This is a genomic window from Microbacterium trichothecenolyticum, assembly GCF_030818955.1.
In the GTDB taxonomy this organism is placed as follows: Bacteria; Actinomycetota; Actinomycetes; order Actinomycetales; family Microbacteriaceae; genus Microbacterium; species Microbacterium trichothecenolyticum_B.
In genome coordinates this window covers 1,525,670-1,543,376 of record NZ_JAUTBF010000001.1, presented here as the reverse complement: position 1 = coordinate 1,543,376, position 17,707 = coordinate 1,525,670, and the positions used below count along the sequence as shown (strand labels likewise).

Annotated in this window: 14 protein-coding genes and 2 pseudogenes; 10 read left to right on the top strand and 6 right to left on the bottom strand. The window is 71.1% G+C overall.

Annotation, left to right across the window (positions count from 1 at the left end):
• Positions 1-22: 22 nt before the first annotated feature.
• Complete coding sequence (locus QE412_RS07410; RefSeq protein WP_307481717.1) at positions 23-1,477, top strand: GuaB1 family IMP dehydrogenase-related protein; 1,455 nt, start codon at positions 23-25, stop codon at positions 1,475-1,477.
• Here the strand turns inward: QE412_RS07410 and QE412_RS07405 are convergent.
• Positions 1,467-2,498 (bottom strand): glycoside hydrolase family 76 protein, encoded by a 1,032-nt coding sequence (locus QE412_RS07405; RefSeq protein WP_307481715.1) that lies wholly within the window; start codon positions 2,496-2,498, stop codon positions 1,467-1,469. The two genes, QE412_RS07410 and QE412_RS07405, sit on opposite strands and share 11 nt — an antisense overlap.
• A 161-nt stretch (positions 2,499-2,659) precedes the next feature.
• Here QE412_RS07405 and QE412_RS07400 point away from each other — a divergent pair, with 161 nt between their 5' ends.
• Positions 2,660-4,003 carry a hemolysin family protein gene (locus tag QE412_RS07400; protein WP_307481712.1) on the top strand — a complete coding sequence of 448 codons (1,344 nt, stop codon included), beginning with the start codon at positions 2,660-2,662 and terminating at the stop codon, positions 4,001-4,003.
• Positions 4,000-5,055: a hemolysin family protein gene (locus tag QE412_RS07395; protein WP_307481710.1), complete on the top strand. Its 1,056-nt coding sequence runs from the start codon at positions 4,000-4,002 to the stop codon at positions 5,053-5,055. The genes QE412_RS07400 and QE412_RS07395 overlap by 4 nt, the downstream gene beginning before the upstream one ends.
• Before the next feature lie 85 nt (positions 5,056-5,140).
• On the opposite strand, the gene QE412_RS07390 is transcribed toward QE412_RS07395, so the two are convergent.
• Positions 5,141-6,199, bottom strand: a complete 1,059-nt coding sequence (locus QE412_RS07390) for an NADH:flavin oxidoreductase/NADH oxidase (protein ID WP_307481707.1) — start codon at positions 6,197-6,199, stop codon at positions 5,141-5,143.
• Between the two features lie 28 nt (positions 6,200-6,227).
• Between QE412_RS07390 and QE412_RS07385 the strand changes: the two genes are divergently transcribed.
• The 3 genes from QE412_RS07385 (at position 6,228) to QE412_RS07375 (ending at position 8,918) form a co-directional block, all read left to right on the top strand.
• A complete protein-coding gene (locus tag QE412_RS07385; protein WP_307481704.1) occupies positions 6,228-7,085 on the top strand; it encodes an ADP-dependent NAD(P)H-hydrate dehydratase in 858 nt (285 codons plus the stop codon).
• Between the two features lie 86 nt (positions 7,086-7,171).
• Complete coding sequence (locus QE412_RS07380) at positions 7,172-8,479, top strand: glycosyltransferase family 87 protein (protein ID WP_307481702.1); 1,308 nt, start codon at positions 7,172-7,174, stop codon at positions 8,477-8,479.
• A 112-nt stretch (positions 8,480-8,591) separates the two neighbouring features.
• Positions 8,592-8,918, top strand: coding sequence for a thiamine-binding protein (locus tag QE412_RS07375; RefSeq protein WP_307481698.1), 327 nt, complete (start codon positions 8,592-8,594; stop codon positions 8,916-8,918).
• Positions 8,919-8,971: 53 nt separating this feature from the next.
• On the opposite strand, the gene QE412_RS07370 is transcribed toward QE412_RS07375, so the two are convergent.
• Positions 8,972-9,472: a hypothetical protein gene (locus QE412_RS07370; RefSeq protein WP_307481695.1), complete on the bottom strand. Its 501-nt coding sequence runs from the start codon at positions 9,470-9,472 to the stop codon at positions 8,972-8,974.
• 267 nt (positions 9,473-9,739) lie between these two features.
• Between QE412_RS07370 and QE412_RS07365 the strand changes: the two genes are divergently transcribed.
• Positions 9,740-10,987: an MFS transporter gene (locus tag QE412_RS07365; protein WP_373426571.1), complete on the top strand. Its 1,248-nt coding sequence runs from the start codon at positions 9,740-9,742 to the stop codon at positions 10,985-10,987.
• Between the two features lie 134 nt (positions 10,988-11,121).
• Here the strand turns inward: QE412_RS07365 and metX are convergent.
• Positions 11,122-12,328 (bottom strand): annotated as a pseudogene (gene metX, locus QE412_RS07360) (homoserine O-acetyltransferase MetX).
• A gap of 279 nt (positions 12,329-12,607) precedes the next feature.
• Positions 12,608-13,930 carry a bifunctional o-acetylhomoserine/o-acetylserine sulfhydrylase gene (locus tag QE412_RS07355; RefSeq protein WP_307481689.1) on the bottom strand — a complete coding sequence of 441 codons (1,323 nt, stop codon included), beginning with the start codon at positions 13,928-13,930 and terminating at the stop codon, positions 12,608-12,610.
• Positions 13,931-14,077: 147 nt separating this feature from the next.
• Here QE412_RS07355 and QE412_RS07350 point away from each other — a divergent pair, with 147 nt between their 5' ends.
• On the top strand, positions 14,078-14,848 hold the full coding sequence (locus tag QE412_RS07350; protein WP_307481685.1) for an SDR family oxidoreductase: 771 nt from the start codon (positions 14,078-14,080) through the stop codon (positions 14,846-14,848).
• Positions 14,849-14,859: 11 nt separating this feature from the next.
• Here QE412_RS07350 and QE412_RS17690 read toward each other — a convergent pair.
• Positions 14,860-16,357 (bottom strand): annotated as a pseudogene (locus tag QE412_RS17690) (MFS transporter).
• A 134-nt stretch (positions 16,358-16,491) separates the two neighbouring features.
• Between QE412_RS17690 and QE412_RS07335 the strand changes: the two are divergent.
• Together QE412_RS07335 and QE412_RS07330 are read left to right on the top strand one after the other, a co-directional pair.
• Positions 16,492-16,977, top strand: coding sequence for a phosphoribosyltransferase (locus tag QE412_RS07335; RefSeq protein ID WP_307481678.1), 486 nt, complete (start codon positions 16,492-16,494; stop codon positions 16,975-16,977).
• Positions 16,974-17,660, top strand: coding sequence for a uracil-DNA glycosylase (locus QE412_RS07330; RefSeq protein WP_307481675.1), 687 nt, complete (start codon positions 16,974-16,976; stop codon positions 17,658-17,660). The genes QE412_RS07335 and QE412_RS07330 overlap by 4 nt, the downstream gene beginning before the upstream one ends.
• Positions 17,661-17,707: the final 47 nt, after the last annotated feature.

Here is a 17,707-nt window from a genome sequence, read left to right as displayed (position 1 = left end):
TCGATGTGGTGAGGTGGATGCCATGGAGTTCTCCGGCGCGCAGCCCGATGTCGATCTGACCTACTCGGACGTCTTCCTCGTCCCGCGCCATTCCGAGGTGCGCAGCCGTCTCGACGTGGACCTGGCCCCGGGCGACGGCAGCGGCGCGACCCTGCCGTTGGTCTCGGCGAACATGAACTCCGTCACGGGGACGCGGATCGCGGCCACGCTGGCGCGCCGCGGCGGCCTGGGCGTGCTGCCGCAGGATCTGGCCCTGCCCGACCTGCTCGACGCCGTCGGATGGGTCAAAGCGCAGCCCGTGGCGTGGGACGCCCCGCTGGTGCTGCCGCCGACCGCGACGGTCGCCGACGCGCGCCTGATCCTGCCGCCGGTCGCGGGGCGCGGCATCGTCGTCGCCGACGAGCGGGAGGACGGCATCGTCGAGCTCTCGGCGTTCCGCGGGATCGTTCCGGCGCCGCGCCTGGCCACGGCCCTGCCGGACGCCACGCTGGGTGACATCGCACGCAACGATGCCCCGCTCGTGCCGATCGAGGAGGTGGGCGACCCGCGCGCGGTGTTCGCCCTCGTCGGCGATGCCGACATCGTCGCCGTCGTCGACGGCGACCGCGTCGTCGGTACGCTCTCGGCGCGCAGCGCTCTGCGCGACTCGGTCTACCGCCCCGCGGTCGATTCCGAGGGGCGGTTGATCGTCGCCGCCGCCGTGGGCGTCAACGGCGACGTGGCGGGCAAGGCGCGGGCGCTCGCCGACGCCGGCGTCGACGTCTTGGTCGTCGACACCGCGCACGGCCACCAGGCCCAGATGCTGCGGGCGCTGCGCGAGGTCGCGGCGCTCGATCTCGGCATCCCGATCGCCGCCGGCAACGTCGTGACCGCCGACGGCGTGAGGGATCTGACCGATGCCGGTGCCTCCATCCTGAAGGTCGGCGTGGGCCCGGGCGCCATGTGCACGACCCGCATGATGACCGCGGTCGGTCGTCCGCAGTTCTCCGCCGTGCTCGAGACGGCGGAGGCGGCGCGCAGCGTCGGCGCTCACGTGTGGGCGGACGGCGGGGTGCGCTACCCTCGCGACGTCGCCCTCGCGCTCGCCGCCGGAGCGGCATCCGTCATGATCGGCTCGTGGTTCGCCGGCACCATCGAGTCACCGGGGCGCCTTCGCACCGACGACGACGGCCGCATCTACAAGGAGTCGTGGGGAATGGCCTCGACCAAGGCCGTGCAGGGGCGCTTCGGCGCGCTCGATCCCTTCGAGCGCGCCCGCAAGGAGCTGTTCGCCGAGGGGATCTCGTCGTCGCGCATCTACCTCGACCCGCAGCGACCGGGACTGGAGGATCTGCTCGACATGATCACCTCGGGCGTGCGCTCCTCGTTCACGTACGCCGGCGCGGCCACCGTCGCCGAGTTCCACGACCGCGCCCGGGTGGGACTGCAGTCGGCGGCCGGCTACGAAGAGGGCAAGGCGCTGCCCGTCAGCTGGTGATGGCGGAGACGGCCGCGTCGGCCTCGAGCGTGATCCACGCGCCCAACTGCACGGACAGGTCGCGATCGTCGCCCTCGGCGCGGGCGGGCCTGCGCGGGTCGGCGGGGAACAGGCTGCCCCGACGCTGCTCCCACAGTGCCTCGGCGTTGCGGTGCACGAGGGTGCGGGCGGCGTGCGAGACGGCACGACGGTGCTCGTCGGTGTCGTCGTCGGCGAACCACACGGCCGCTTCCGCGAGGTAGCGGGCCAGGATGCCGGCGAACAGGCCGCCGTCGCCACCCCCGGCCGCGGGCAGGAGCCCGTCGTCGGCGGCGCACCACCGCTCGACCGCCTCCACCAGCGACGCCGCCCGTTCCTCGTGGGCCTCGCGACCGTCGGCGTCGGCGGCCCCCTCGGCCAGTGCGAGGGCCGACCCGATGGCCACGCCCTGGTTGTACGTCCACAGCTCGGACCGGACGACGCCGTTCTCGACGCCGTCGCGCACGAGACCCGTCGCGGGATCGTCGAGGGTCGCCGCGACCCACGCGTCCAGGGCCACCGCCGCCCCCCGTCGCGCAGACCAGGCCAGGGCGATCGCCGCCGGTGCGTTCGCGGGAGCGTTGTAGAGGACGCTGCCGACGGCCCAGGGCAGGGCCCCGACCGCGGGATCCACCGCGTCGGCCAGCCGTCGCGTCAGCCGGTCGATGCGGCGGTCGGTGAGGTCGTACCGCTGCAGGGCCAGTGTCATCCACGCCACGTCGTCGTAGAACGGGGTGGTCCACCGTCCCAGCGTTCGCAGGGTGATGCCGCGATGAAGCGCGCGCAGCAGCCGCCCGCGGCGCGGGTCGGGTCGATGCTCCTGCGCGTCGCGCAGCACGTGGAGCAGGTGCGCGTGCCACCAGTAGTGCCAGGTGCGGGCACCGGCGACCCCGGGGGTCGCAGCGTGCGCCCAGGCCACCGGGCCGTAGCGGTGGACGTACCGGGTGACGACGGCCGACTCGGCGGCGAAGGCGCGCGCCTGCGCCGGGGCTGTGGCATCCATCCCCCCATCCTGCCCACGGGATCGATCCGGGCGAACCGGGCACGCGGCGCCCGCCGCTGCCTTAGAATCGACCGCACGATGGACGACCCTCCCAGTTGTAGACCCGAGCCCCGACGCCGCCCTTCCGACACCGCGCACCGGTCGATCGGAGGTGATGCCTGATGGAATACGTCATGCTCGGCGTGGGGCTCATCCTCACCGTGGGAACCGGACTCTTCGTCGCGAGCGAGTTCGCCCTCGTCAATCTCGACCGCGCCGACCTCGAGGCTCGCCGCGAGGCCGGTGAGACGCGTCTGTCGCTCACGATCGACGCGTTGCGCATCACCTCGACGCACCTGTCCAGCGCGCAGCTGGGCATCACCCTGACGACGCTGCTCACCGGATACACGATGGAACCGGCGATCTCGAACCTGCTGCGTCCGGCCTTCCAGGCGTGGGGACTGCCCGAGGCGCTCGTGGTGACGTTGGCCGCCATCATCGGCGTGGGCGTCGCCACCGTGCTGTCGATGATCCTCGGTGAGCTCGTGCCGAAGAACTTCGCCCTCGCCATCCCCCGGCAGACGGCCAAGCTCGTCATCCCGTTCCAGGTGGCCTTCACCGCGGTGTTCAAGCCCGCGATCACCGTTCTCAACGGCAGCGCCAACGGGGTGCTGCGCGCCATGGGCGTCGAACCCAAGGAAGAGCTGTCGGGCGCACGGTCGGCCGAAGAGCTGTCGAGCCTGGTCAAGCGCTCCGCGAGCGCCGGAATGCTCGAGAAAGACACCGCGTCGCTGCTGGATCGCAGCCTCACCTTCGCCCGCCTCAGCGCCGCCGACGTCATGACCCCGCGACCGAGCGTGCACGCGCTCGCCGCGGGTGACCCCACCGACGACGTCGTGCAGCTGGCGCGACGCACGGGGCACAGCCGGTTCCCCGTATACGGGGAGTCGATGGACGACATCATCGGCGTCGTGCACCTCAAGGCCGCCATCGGCGTGCCGCGCGAGAAGCGGGGCGAGGTGCCGGTCGCAGCCCTGGCGACCGAGCCGCTGCGCGTTCCCGAGACCGTGCACCTCGACGCGCTGGTGTCGGAGCTGCGCTCGCGCGGCTACCAGATGGCGATCGTGGTCGACGAGTACGGCGGGACCGCGGGCGTGGTCACCCTCGAAGACCTCGTCGAAGAGATCGTCGGCGAGGTGCTCGACGAGCACGACCGTTCCCGGGCGGGCGTCGTGCGCTCGGCGGCATCGGTGACGTTCCCGGGCGACCTGCGGCCCGACGAGGTGCTCGACCGCGCCGGTGTGCGGGTGCCCGAGGGTGAGGTCTACGACACGGTCGGAGGTTTCATCATGGCCTCGCTCGAGCGCATCCCGGTCGTCGGCGACACGGTCGCCCTCGACGACGGCGTGCTCACCGTGCACCGGATGGACGGCCGCCGCGTCGACCGCGTGCAGTTCACGCCCACGCCGGTCGAGACCGACGTCGACGACCTCGTCCGCGCGGCGAAGGGCGGTGACCAGCGATGAACGACTGGGCCGGAATCGCGTGGCTGGTCGTGCTGCTGATCGCGAACGCCTTCTTCGTCGGCGCCGAGTTCGCCGTCATCTCCGCCCGACGCTCGCAGATCGAACCGCACGCCGACCGGGGCTCGCGCGCCGCGAAGACGGCGCTGTACGCCATGGAGCACGCCACGCTCATGCTCGCGACCTGTCAGCTCGGCATCACGATCTGCTCGTTGCTGATCCTGAACGTCTCGGAGCCGGCGATCCACCACCTGCTCGCGGGTCCTCTCGGCCTGACCGGGCTGCCCGAGGCCGCCGTCGACGTCGCGGCCTTCGTGGTCGCGCTCCTGGTCGTGTCGTACCTGCACGTCGTCTTCGGCGAGATGGTGCCGAAGAACCTGGCCTTCTCGCTTCCCGACCGCGCGGTGCTCCTGCTCGCGCCGCCTCTGGTAGCGGTGTCCAAGGCGTTCTACCCGATCATCGTCGCGCTGAACTGGACCGCCAACCACGTGCTGCGCCTGTTCCGCGTCGAGCCGAAAGACGAGGCCGCCTCGACCTACACGCTCGACGAGGTCGCGACGATCGTCACCCAGTCGCGCCGCGAGGGAGTGCTCGACGACGCCGCGGGCACGGTGACCGCGGTGGTCGAGTTCACCGAGAAGAAGGCCGCCGACATCGCCGTGCCCCTGGGCGAGCTGGTCACGCTTCCCGAGACCACCACGCCGACAGAGATCGAGCGTGCCGTGGCGCAGCACGGGTACTCGCGGTACGTGATCGTCGACGAGAACGGAACGCCCACGGGCTATGTGCATCTGAAAGACGTGCTGCGTGCCGCCGAAGGGTCCGACGCCGTCATGGCGCGCCCCATTCCCGGCAAGCGCATCCACCACATGGTGTCGGTGCTCGAGACGACCGATCTCGAAGACGCTCTCGCCGTCATGCGCCGCTCGGGCCGCCACCTCGCGCAGGTGCGCGACGAGGCCGGCGACGTCAAAGCGGTGCTGTTCCTCGAAGACGTCATCGAGGAACTCGTCGGCGAGGTGCAGGACGCCACCGCGCGTCGTCGGTTCGCCTGATCCGCAGAGCCTCGGATGCTACGGGCCCTCGGCCTCGTGGCATCCGAGGCTCTCGCGCAGGGGTGAGGAGCGCGCGGGACACGCCTCAGTAGGCCCGGGCGTACTGCGCGGGGGCGGGTACCTCGTCGCCGAGCGCGGCGGCCGCGCGCAGCGCGTAGTGCGGGTCGCGCAGCCATTCGCGCGCCGACAGGATCGCGTCGGCGCGGCCGTCGGCGAGGATCTGCTCACCGAAGGTCGGATCGTCGATCATGCCCACGGCGGCCACGAGCAGGCCCGTCTCGCGGCGCACCGTCGCGGCGTAATCCACCTGGTAGCCGGGGCCGGGCACGATGTACTGCTCCGGCACGAGCCCACCACTGGAGACGTCGATGAGGTCTGCCCCGGCCGCGGCGACGAGGCGTGATGCCGCCACCGTGTCGGTGACGTCCCAGCCGCCCTCGGCGGCGTCGGTCGCCGAGAACCGCACGAAGACCGCGGCATCCGGTGCCGCCGCGCGGACAGCCTCGGTCACGCGCACGAGAAGGCGCACGCGGTTCTCGAACGAGCCGCCGTAGGCGTCGTCGCGGTGGTTCGTCAACGGGGAGAGGAACTGGTGCAGCAGATAACCGTGCGCGGCATGGATCTCGACGACCTGGAATTCGGCTGCGACGGCGCGGCGGGCGGCATCCGCGAAATCGGCGACGACTTTCTCGATGCCCGCGGCATCGAGGGCGACCGGAACGGCGAAGCGGTCGTACGCGAGCGCCGAGGGCGCGACGGTCGTCCACCCGCCCGCGTCGGCGGCGACCGATCCGCGGCCGCCCGTCAGCGGCGAGGTGGTCGAGGCCTTACGGCCGGCGTGGCCGAGCTGCACACCCGCCACGGCGCCGCGCGCGCGGATCGCCGCGACGATCGGCGCCCATGCCGCGGCGTGCGCGTCGGTCCACAGTCCGGCGTCGTCGGGCGAGATGCGGCCCTCGGGCGAGACGGCGCTCGCCTCGGCGATCACCAGGCCCGCCCCTCCCGCCGCGAACTGGGCGAGGTGCACGTGATGCCACTCGTTCGGCATCCCGTCGACGGCGCTGTACTGGCACATCGGCGACACCCACAGCCGGTTGCGCATCTCGATACCGCGGACGGACAGGGGTGTGAAGAGGGCACTCATGGGGACCTTTGCGTTCTAGGGTGACGCCATGACGGCGAAGGACTGGACCGGACACGATGCCGGTGGCGCGCTGCGAAGGCCAACGGCGCGCGACGACAAGTATTCCCGCGGGGTCGTGGGGATGCGCACGGGCTCCGCGCGCTATCCGGGTGCGGCGATGCTGGGTGTCGAGGCCGCGTGGCGCACCGGCACGGGCATGGTCCGCTACCTCGGACCCGAGCACGCCCAGACGCTGGTGATGCAGCGGCGACCCGAGACGGTGACGGCCGACGGGCGGGTGCAGGCCTGGGTGATCGGGTCGGGCACGGATGCCGCGGAGCGCGACGCCGCCGAGACGGCCGCGCTCCGGGAGATCCTGGGCGGCGAGCTGCCGGTCGTCGTCGACGCCGGAGCGCTCGATCTCGTGGCCCGGGCTGCCGCGCCGGTGATCGTGACGCCGCACGCGCGGGAGCTCGACCGGCTGCGCGCGGAGCTCGGGCTGACGCCGACGGATGCCACCGACGACGACGCCCGTGAGGTGGCGGCGCGCGAGACCGCCGAGGCGTTCGGCGGCGTCGTGCTGTCGAAGGGTGCGGTGACGATCGTGGCCGCAGCGGGTGGCTGGGCACGCCGGGTCTCGGCGGGCACGCCCTGGCTCGCCACCGCGGGAACGGGCGACGTGCTCGGTGGCGTGCTGGGCGCCGTCGTCGCCGGGGCGGTCGCGGCCGACCGCGTCGGACTCGACGACCTCGCGGCCTGTGCCGCCACGGCCGCGTGGCTGCACGGAGCGGCCGGGAGGGCGGCATCCGGTGTCCACGGGGGAGAGGGCGGACCGATCACCGCCCTCGACGTCGCCGAGGCGCTGCCGGGTGTCGTGGCCGGGGTGCTGTCGGACTCGATCGGGTAACGGTTGGCCCGCCGTTTGCCCGCGGGCGCGGGCGCGACCCTTCCGGCCGTACCTGGCGATGCGGAGTGCCCGTTTAGGATGAGGCGGTGCTGAGGCGTGTCGTTCCCCTGTTGATCGCGTTCGTCGCGGTGCACGTCGTCGTCGGCATCTTGGGCTATCAGCAGCCCAACGAGCCGATGGGCGATGTGTACCTGGTGTACGAGCCCTGGTCGCGGTGCGCGCTGTTCGGCGGCGTCGACGTCACGTCGTGCACGCGCTCGGCCACGTGGGAGTGGCCGGGCATCACCGAGAAGTGGATCTACCCGCAGCTCGCGTTCCTGCCGATGACCTTCGCGTGGCTGTTCGCCTGGGCGGTCGGGTACACCCCCGCGTGGGCCATCACGGTGTCGCTGTTCAACCTGGTCGCGTTCGTGATCCTCGTGGGCACGGGGCGCTCTCGTGGACGCGTGCTCGCCGCGTGGTTCTGGCTGGCCGCGATCCTGCTGATCGGACCGGTGGGCCTCTACCGCATCGACGGCATCACGGTTCCGTTCGCGATCCTCGGCAGCATCTGGATGCTGCGGCGTCCCTTCGTGGCATCCGTGCTGCTCTCGGTCGCGGTGTGGATGAAGGTCTGGCCCGCGGCCATCCTCGCCGCCGGGGCGGTCGTCGTGCGTCGTCGTCTGGCCCTGGTGTGGGGGGCGGTGGCTGTCTCGCTCGCGACGATCATCCCCGTCGTGGCGCTGGGCGGAGCCCCGTACGTCTTCGGGTTCGTCGGCGATCAGACCTCCCGCGGGATCCAGATGGAGGCCCCCGTCGGAGGCCTCTACATGTTCCTCGCCGCCTTCTACGTGCCCGGATCCCAGGTGTACTACGACGCCGGTGTGCTCACCTTCCAGGTGACAGGCCCCGGAGCCGAGCCACTCATCGCGGCGATGACGCCGATCATGCTGCTCGTCATGGTGGGCGTCGCCGTGGTCGGTGTGCGCAAGCTGCGCGCCGGTGCGACGTTCCTCAGCCTGTTCCCCCCGCTCTCTCTCGCCCTCGTGACAGCCTTCATCGCGCTGAACAAGGTCGGCTCGCCGCAGTACTACGTGTGGTTGTTCGCCCCGGTCGTGCTCGGTCTCATGGTCGACCGTCGTCGCTGGTACGCCTTCGCGGGGATGACGCTGGTGATCGCCGCCCTGACCCAGTGGATGTACCCGCTGCTGTATGACGGCCTCATGGCCACGCACCCCAATCCGTTCCCCGTGTTCGTGCTCGAGGCGCGCAACCTGCTCGCCGTGGTGCTGCTGGTGTGGGCCGTCGTGCGGGTCGTGCGGGTTCCGGTGGGGCGGGTGCGCCCGCCGGCGGGACTGCACGAGATCGTCACGGGACGCCGCGCGCCGTTTCCGCGCGCGGCCGCGCGTCGCTGAGTCACGCGTCGCTGAGCCGCGTGTCGCTGAGTCACGTGTCGCCGGGGCGTGGGGCGCCGAGCCACTCGTCGCGAGACCGCGCGGACGAGGGAACCGGGCGTAGTCTCTGACCATGCTCATCGCCTTCTCGGTCGCCCCGTCGGGCGTCGGTCCCGCTGCTGCGGAGAACCCCGACGGCTCCGTGCACGATGCCGTCGCCGCGGCGGTCGCCGTGGTGCGGGCCTCGGGCCTGCCGCACCGCACCACCTCGATGTTCACCGAGATCGAGGGGGAGTGGGACGAGGTGTTCGCCGTCGTCAAAGCGGCGACGGATGCCGTGCTGCCATACGGATCGCGCGTCTCGCTCGTGGTGAAGGCCGACATCCGCCCGGGGCGGACGGGGGAGATCGACGGCAAGGTCGAGCGGCTGGAGGAGGCGCTGGAGCGTCGCGCCGACTGATTCGCCGGCCGGACACCGACGTCGCGGCACCGAGGCAATCGCCGGCGAGGATCTCAGGCGGGCGGGTCGGTCCAGACGCGCTTGGTGATGGCCGCGACATCGGCATCGATGCGCGCGAGGTCGCCACGCAGCCGACCTTCGACGCTGTCGATCTTGGCGTTGAGTCCTGCCTCGACGCTGTCGATCTTGGCGTTGAGTCCTGCTTCGACGCTGTCGATCTTGGCGTTGAGTCCTGCTTCGACGCTGTCGATCTTGGCGTTGAGTCCTGCTTCGACGCTGTCGATCTTGGCGTTGAGTCCTGCTTCGACGCCGTCGATCTTCGCGTTCAGTGCGGCCTCGACGCTGTCGATCTTGGCGTTGAGTTCGGTGCGCGTGATGCGGGTCTCGGCCACCGTCTCCGAGCGCAACGTATCGATGCGAGCTTCGAGTCGATCGGTGTTCGCGACGATCACCTTCGAGAGCGATCCCATGATGAGGTTCGTGCTGAAGGTCATGCCGCCGAGGATGGCTGCAGCGAAGGTTCCGATGAGGACCCAGACCTGCGGTTCCGTCATGTTCGGCGTCCCTTCGTCGTGCGGCGAGGATGACCAGATTGCCAGCATCGGCGAGGTCGTCGCGCGTTCGGAGGCCGCGCGGGGGAAAGTTCACCCGCCGAGCGGCCTGGGGAGGGCCAGTGCTGTGGGCCTCTGACCATCGGCGAGATGGCGAGAAGGTCCGCGACGAGGGCTCGCCACGCCGACTCTCGAAACGATTCGACCACGGCGCCCGGTGCCCACTACGATCGACGGGTGACCTCCTCGACCCCGTCGAGAGGCGCGGCGATGCGGGCGCTCCTCTCTCTCGCCATCGGCAGTTTCGGCATCGGCATGACCGAGTTCGTCGTGATGGGGCTGCTGCCCAACATCGCGCGCGAGCTCGTCCCGAACACGTGGGCGGCTTCGCCCGACGATGCCATCGCTCAGGCGGGGTGGCTCATCTCGCTCTACGCGCTCGGCGTCGTCGTCGGCGCGCCGACCATCGCGGGATCCGTCGCCCGCTTTCCCCGCCACCGCGTGATGATCGTCCTCGCCGCGGCGCTGACGTTCTTCACCCTGCTGACCGTCATCGCTCCCACGTTCGAGCTCGTCGCGGCATCCCGGTTCCTCGCCGGGCTCCCGCACGGCGCCTACTTCGGCATCGGCGCGCTCGTGGCCGCCGATGTACTGGGTCCCGGCAAGCGCGCAAAGGGCGTGGCTTTCGTGCTCACGGGTCTGACGATCGCCAACGTGGTGGGGGTGCCGATCGGCACCCTGCTCGGACAGCAGGTCGGGTGGCGCGCGGCATTCGCCGTGGTGACCGGCATCTTCCTGCTGGCCACCGTCTGCATCGCCTTCTTCGTGCCGACGCACCCGGGCACCCCCGGCCGACGTCTGCGCGACGAACTGCGCGTCTTCCGCATCGGACAGGTCTGGTTCGCCCTGGGTATCGGCGCGGTCGGGTTCGGGGGATTCTTCGCGATGTACAGCTACATCGCCCCCATGATCACCGACGTCGCGGGCCAGCCCGAATGGGTCGTCTCGCTCGTGCTGGTCCTCGTCGGTGTGGGGATGACGATCGGCAACATCGTCGGCGGGGCGCTCGCCGACAAAGACCTGCGCTTCTGGCTCCTCGCCGGTCTGCTCGCGCTGAGCGCCGCGTCGGTCGGCCTCGCCCTGACCACCGGGTGGATCGTCAGTCTCACCCTGTTCGCGTTCTGCGTCGCCTTCTGCGGTGCGGCTCTCAGCCCCGCCATACAGACCCGTCTGATGGATGTCGCCGACGACTACCAGTCCATCGGTGCGGCCCTCAACCACTCGTCGCTGAACATCGGCAACAGTCTGGGCGCGTTCCTCGGCGGCCTCGCGATCGCCGCGGGTCTCGGGTTGCAGGCGCCGGCGTGGGTCGGTGGCATCCTGGCCCTCGGTGGGCTGATCGTGGCGTTCGTGTCGTACCGCGTGGAGGACCGCAAGGGGCGTCACCCCGCGCACCGTCTGCCCGCCTCCGAAGCCGCGCTGACCGCCATCACGGGCTCGATCCCCACGCAGAACTGAGTCGCCCGGTCGACTCCGTCATCGCGAGCCCCCGACAGCCCGCCTGCCCGCGAGGGCGGTGTGCGGCGGAGCCTCGACCGACCGCGTGCGGACGGCGATGCGACGGATGCCGGGCTCCCCGGCATCCGGAATCGTCAGGTCGCGAACAGTCGACGCAAGTGATGCGCGACCGCGGCGGTTTCGATGAGGAAGCCGTCGTGACCGAAGTCGCTCGTCAGCACCACTGACTCATCGCCGTCGAGCGTGTGCGGGATGCTGCGGGCGATGCGATGCTGCCCGTCGATCGGGAAGAGACGATCGCTGTCGATGCCGAGCACGAGCGTGGTGGCGGTGACCCGGCGCAGGGCGTCTTCGACGCCGTCACGATCGCGTCCGACGTCGTGCGAGTTCATCGCTTCGACGAGGGTTGAGGTAGCTGTTGGCGTCGAAGCGCCGGGTGAACTTGTTGCCGTGGAAGTCGAGGTACGATTCCACGGCGAAACGCCCGCCGCGTCCCAGGGGGCTGACCCCCGACTGCCACGATCGCTGGAAGCGCTGGTTCAGCTCGGTCGGGCTGCGGTAGTTCAGCAGCGCCATGCGACGAGCCAGGGCGAGTCCGCGATGCGGGCCGTCGCCGTCGCCGGCGTCGTAGTACCCGCCGCCGGCGAAGCGCGGATCCATGCGAACGGTGTCGAGCTGCACGGAGTTCAACGCGATCTGGTCGGCCGTGGTCACCGGCGGGGCCGACAGGATCGCCGAACGCGCGACGCGGTCGGGGTGACCGACCGCCCATTCGAGCGCGTGCATGCCGCCCATCGAACCGCCGACGACCGCGAACCACCGCTCGATGCCGAGCGCGTCGGCGAGCAGTGCCTGGGCTGCGACCTGGTCGCGGATGGTCAGGTAGGGAAAGCGCGAGGCCCACTCGTAGCCGTCGGGCGCGATGCTCGCGGGCCCGGTCGAGCCCTGGCATCCGCCCAGCATGTTCGGGGCCACCACGAACCAGCGGTCGGTGTCGATCGCCGCTCCCGGGCCGACGAGGTCGCTCCACCATCCGGCGGTGGGATGCCCGGCGCCGGCTGCTCCGCGCACGTGGCTGTCTCCGGTGAGCGCGTGCAGCACGAGCACCGCGTTGTCTCGGGCGGGGGAGAGCTCGCCCCACGTCTCGTACGCGAGACGCACCTGCGGGAGGGACTCGCCGTTCTCGGTGGCGAACAGCCCGAACGACGCGAAGCGACGGTCACCGATCGGGTCGCCGTCGCGCCACGCGCCGGTGGCGGGCGGTCGACCGAGCAGCGAACGGGCGTCGGCCTCCGTCACCGGGGCCGAGGGCACCGTGTCTTCGGAGGTCTGCCAGTCCATGGCATCCATTCTTCCCGGTAGCTCGCCGCCGATCGGAGATGTTACGTCGATCGGGGCGCGGGAACGGCTCGTGAGAAGTGCTCGCATCCCCTCGGGGCGCCGCGCGGGACGTGAGGGGCGGATATGACGGGCGGAGGGCGAGGGACGGAGGGAGGACGATTCCGCGGCGTGGATCCTCCCGGCATCCCTCGCCCTGCGCGCACCACACCCCGCACGCGGCCGCCGCCGCCCACGTGAAACGCCCCGACCCATCCGGGTCGGGGCGTCTCACGAGCGCGATCAGGCGCGAGCGGCCTCGGACACGCGCCGCGCGGCGGCGAGGGCCTGGTCGAGATCGGCTTTGAGATCGTCGATGTTCTCGAGACCCACCGACAGGCGCACGAGACCCGGGGTCACCCCCGCGGTCAACTGCTGCTCGGGCGTGAGCTGCGAGTGCGTGGTCGATGCCGGGTGGATGACGAGCGAGCGCACGTCGCCGATGTTGGCGAGGTGGCTGAACAGCGACAGGGAGTTCACGAACTCGCGGCCCGCCTCGACGCCGCCCTTGAGCTCGAACGACAGGACCGCGCCGACGCCCTTGGGTGCGTAGTTGTTCGCGGCCGCGTACCAGGGCGAGGTGGGCAGACCCGAGTAGTTGACGGTTGCGACGTCGTCGTGGTTCTCCAGCCACTCGGCGATCTCCTGCGCGTTCTGCACGTGGCGCTCGATGCGCAGCGACAGGGTCTCGATGCCCTGGATCAGCTGCCACGCGCTCTGCGGGGCGATCGAGGCACCGAGGTCGCGCAGCAGCTGCACGCGGGCCTTGATGATGTAGGCGAGGCCGTCGCCGACCGCCTGCGTGTAGACCGCGCCGTGGTACGAGGGGTCGGGCGTGGTCAGGCCCGGGAACCGGTCGGAGTGCTCGGACCAGGCGAAGGTGCCGCCGTCGACGATGACACCGCCGATGACCGTTCCGTGGCCGCCGAGGAACTTCGTCGCCGAGTGCACGACGATGTCGGCCCCGTGCTCGAAGGGACGGATGAGATACGGCGTCGCGATCGTGTTGTCGACGATGAGCGGGACGCCGGCGTCGTGCGCCACGTCGGCGACGCGGCGGATGTCGAGCACGTTGATCTTGGGGTTGCCGATCGTCTCGGCGAAGAACAGCTTCGTGTTCGGGCGGACCGCGGCGCGCCACTCCTCGGGGTCGTCCTGGTTCTCGACGAACGTCGTCTCGATGCCGAGCTTGGCGAGGGTGTACTTGAACAGGTTGTACGTGCCGCCGTAGATCGAACTCGACGACACGATGTGGTCGCCGGCCTGCGCGATGTTGAGCACGGCGAAGGTCTCGGCCGCCTGACCGCTGGCGACGAGGAGAGCGCCGGTGCCGCCCTCGAGGCCCGCGACGCGCTGCTCGACGACGTCTTGCGTGGGGTTCTGGATGCGCGTGTAGATGTTGCCGAACTCCGCGAGCGCGAACAGGTTCGCGGCGTGCGTGGCGTTGTCGAACACGTACGAGGTGGTCTGGTAGATCGGCGTGGCGCGCGCTTTGGTGACCGGGTCGGGCTGAGCGCCCGTGTGGATCTGCTTGGTCTCGAAACGCCAGTTCTCGGATGCCGACATGGCTGCTCCTCAGGTCGGGTGGCCGGGGCGGTCGCCGTGGCCTGCTGCGAGCGTAGAGACACCCGCCGACACCGACAACCGGCGCGGACACGGGCCGTAATACCGCGGATGCCGGCCGTGTCCGAGGGGGCGGGTAGCGTGGATGCCATGACGCGACGCGCAGTGGTGACCGGGGCAAGTTCGGGTATCGGAGAGGCGACCGCGCGGCTTTTGCGCGCCCGCGGGTGGGACGTGGTGGGCGTCGCCCGCCGCGCCTCCCGCTTGGCGGCCCTCGAAGCCGAGACCGGCGTGATCGCCCACGCGGCCGATCTCACCGACGCCGACGACGTCGCCGCCCTCGCCGGATGGCTCGAGCGGACCGGTGGCGTCGACGCCCTCGTGCACGTGGCCGGTGGCGCCCGGGGGAGCGATCGGGTCGAAGACGGCGACCCCGACGACTGGCGGTGGATGTTTGAGGCGAACATCCTGTCGTCGCAGAGATTGGTGGCATCCCTGCTTCCCGTGCTCCGCGCGGCGGCCGACCGCGAGGGGCACGCCGATCTGTTGTTCGTCACCTCGACGGCGGCGCAGGTCGCCTACCCCGGTGGCGCGGGTTACAACGCCGCCAAAGCCGGCGAAGCGATGCTCGTGCGCGCTCTGCGCCAAGAGCTGAACGGCGAGCCGCTGCGCGTCATCGAGATCGCGCCCGGCATGGTGCACACCGAGGAGTTCACCCTGAACCGTCTGGGCGGCGATCGAGATGCCGCCGACAAGTTGTACGAGGGCGTCGAGGCGCCGCTGAAGGCCGATGACGTCGCTGACGTCATCGCGTACGCGCTCGACGCGCCGGGTCACGTCAACCTCGATCTCGTGACCGTGCGCCCGGTCGCGCAGTCGGCACAGCATCTGTTGGCCCGGGGGCCGCTGAAGACGCGCTGACCTCGATCGCGTCAGCTCACGTCGCCCCGTGCCGCCGTTGCGGAGACTTCGGCCTCCTCGGCGTCGGCGAAGGCCACCCTCGGCACGACGCAGAGCAGGAGAGCGGCCAGGAATCCGCCGGCGCTGCAGATGAGCCACACGGCGACGTAGCCCGCCAGCGGCGCCGCGGTACCGATCGCCGCACCCGTGCCGGCCGCCAGCACCACGCCGAAGATCGCCGACGACATGGTGCCGCCGATGGTCTTGGTGGTGTTCGTCAGGGCTGAGGCGACACCCGTCTGCCCGCGCGGAGCCGCGGCGGCGGCGGCTGCCGGCATCGCCGCCACCAGCGCACCCGAGCCGAGACCGGCGATGCTCAGGCACAGCAGCACCTGCCACAGCTCGACGTGGAGGGGGAGCAGGAGCGCGTAGCCGACACCCACGAGCACGGCGGCGCCGATCAGCGTCACGCGCGGGTTGGCGCGGCGTGAAGTCACCGCGAACAGCACCGCGCCCACGATGAGCGAGATCAGGTAGACGCCGATGATGTTGGAGCGTCCCGAGGCGTACGAGCCCGAGTCCGTATCCGAGGGCGCGGTCGGTCCCGGCGTACGTGGCGAGGGGGCCCTGGGCACCGAGCAGGCTGATGCCGACGAGGAACGCTGTCGCCTGCACGGGCCACATCTCGGGGCGGCGCAGCACGCGGATGTCGACAGCCGGGTCTGGCTGACGCAGCTCGAACAGCACGAAGACGACACCCAGCACGACGCCCGCGACCAGCAGCCCGACGATCACCACCGGGCCCGGGCCCTCGGGCAGACGGACGAACGAGAGGGCTCCGGTGATGCACAGCAGTGCCGCCGCCAGGATCACGAAGCCGCCGATGTCGAGACGGCGCTCGCCGGGGGACGGCTCGGATTCGGGCACTCCCCACCAGATCACCAGGCACACCAGCGTCACGACGACGGCGGGCACCGCGAGAGCCAGGCGCAGGTCGCCGCCCGTCGCGGTGAACAGGCGCCCGGCGGCGAGGGCTCCGGCGATGGCCCCGACCTGCAGCCCGACCACCAGCAGGCCCGCGGCGCGCCGCGTCTGCGAGACGCCCCGCTTCTGGCGACGACCCCGGTCGAAGATGAGGGCGATCTCCAGCGGCAGCCAGACGACGTAGAACCCCTGCAGCGCCCACGCGAGCAGGAACGACGTGAACGAGTCGGCGAACACGAGCCACCAGCTCGCGGCCGCGGTCGCGATCGCAGAGAACAGCAGGATCCGCTTGTGCCCGAACAGGTCGCCCAGCTTCGCCAGCACGGGCATCACGAGCGCCGAGAGCAGCAACTGCGCCGCCTCGAACCAGTTCACGTCGGCATCCCGGATGCCGAGGTGAACGACGATGTCGGGGAGCAGGGGCACGTAGAACCCCTGCAGGATGCCGCTGGCCACCTCGACCAGCACGAACCACCCGATGAGACCTGCGGTCACCCCGAGTGCCGAGGTGCGCACCCGTCCGACCGCGCCGGAGACGCGCGACATGGCGCGACCCTAGCACCGTGCTGCGGGGCATCCGGGAACACGTTCGCGATGGCGTCGGGGGCATTCGCGGTGACGGGCACGGTGGCATCCGGTCAACGCCCTAGGGTGAGAGGACACGAAGAGAGGAGTCCGGTGTGACGGACGAGCGCGAGCGGCTGACCTGGGACGACTTCGGGAGGGCGTCGCGCGACATCTCGCGCGCGATCGTCGCCGACGGTTTCCAGCCCGAGGTGGTCGTCGCCATCGCCCGCGGAGGGCTCCTGCCCGGCGGAGCGATCGCGTATGGCCTGGGCGCGAAGAACTGCGGCGCGCTGAACGTGGAGTTCTACACCGGTGTCGGCACCGTGCTCGACGCCCCCGAAGTGCTGCCCCCGGCCCTCGATCTGTCGTACCTGAGCGGGCGTCGCGTGCTGCTCGTCGACGATGTCGCCGACAGCGGACGCACCCTCGACCTCGCCGTCAAGCTCCTCGGCCGCCACGGCGCGGACGTGCGCTCGGCGGTCATCTACACGAAGCCGTCGACCATCATCACGCCCGACTACTCGTGGAAGAACACGGATCAGTGGATCGACTTCCCCTGGTCGTTCCAGGGGTCGGTCGTCGAAGAAGACGCGGCGTGACGGGGAAGTCCCTCGCCGAACTCGCGGATGCCGGACTGATCGACGCGTCGTGGGTCGAGCCGCTCGCCCCGGTCGCCGCCGACATCGCGGCGCTGGGTGCGCGCCTGCGCCAGGAGGGCAAGCCGTATCTGCCCGCCGGAGAACTGGTGCTGCGCGCTTTCCGCACGCCGCTCGACGACGTGCGGGTGCTCATCGTCGGCCAGGATCCCTATCCGACGCCCGGCCACCCCATCGGGCTCTCGTTCGCGGTCGACCCGCACGTGCGTCCGCTCCCGCGGAGCCTGGCGAACATCTACCGCGAGCTCTCCGACGACCTCGGCATCGCGCCGGCGCCGCACGGTGACCTCTCGGCGTGGGCCGCGCAAGGCGTCATGCTGCTGAACAGGGTGCTGACCGTGGCGCCGGGGGCCCCGGCATCCCATCGCGGATGGGGCTGGGAGCGGGTGACCGAGCACGCCATCCGCACGCTGGTGGCCCGCCGGGCGCCGCTCGTGGCGGTGCTGTGGGGCCGGGATGCCATGAACCTCACGCCGCTGCTGGGTGACACCGCGGTCGTGTCGTCGGCGCACCCCTCTCCGCTCTCGGCGAGCCGGGGCTTCTTCGGCTCGAAGCCGTTCTCGCAGGTCAACGCCCTCTTGCAGAAGCAGGGCGCCGCGCCGGTGGACTGGCGCCTCCCGGCCTGAATTCCTCGCCGCGCGGCCCGGGGACATGCCCCCGAAACGCGCGCCTG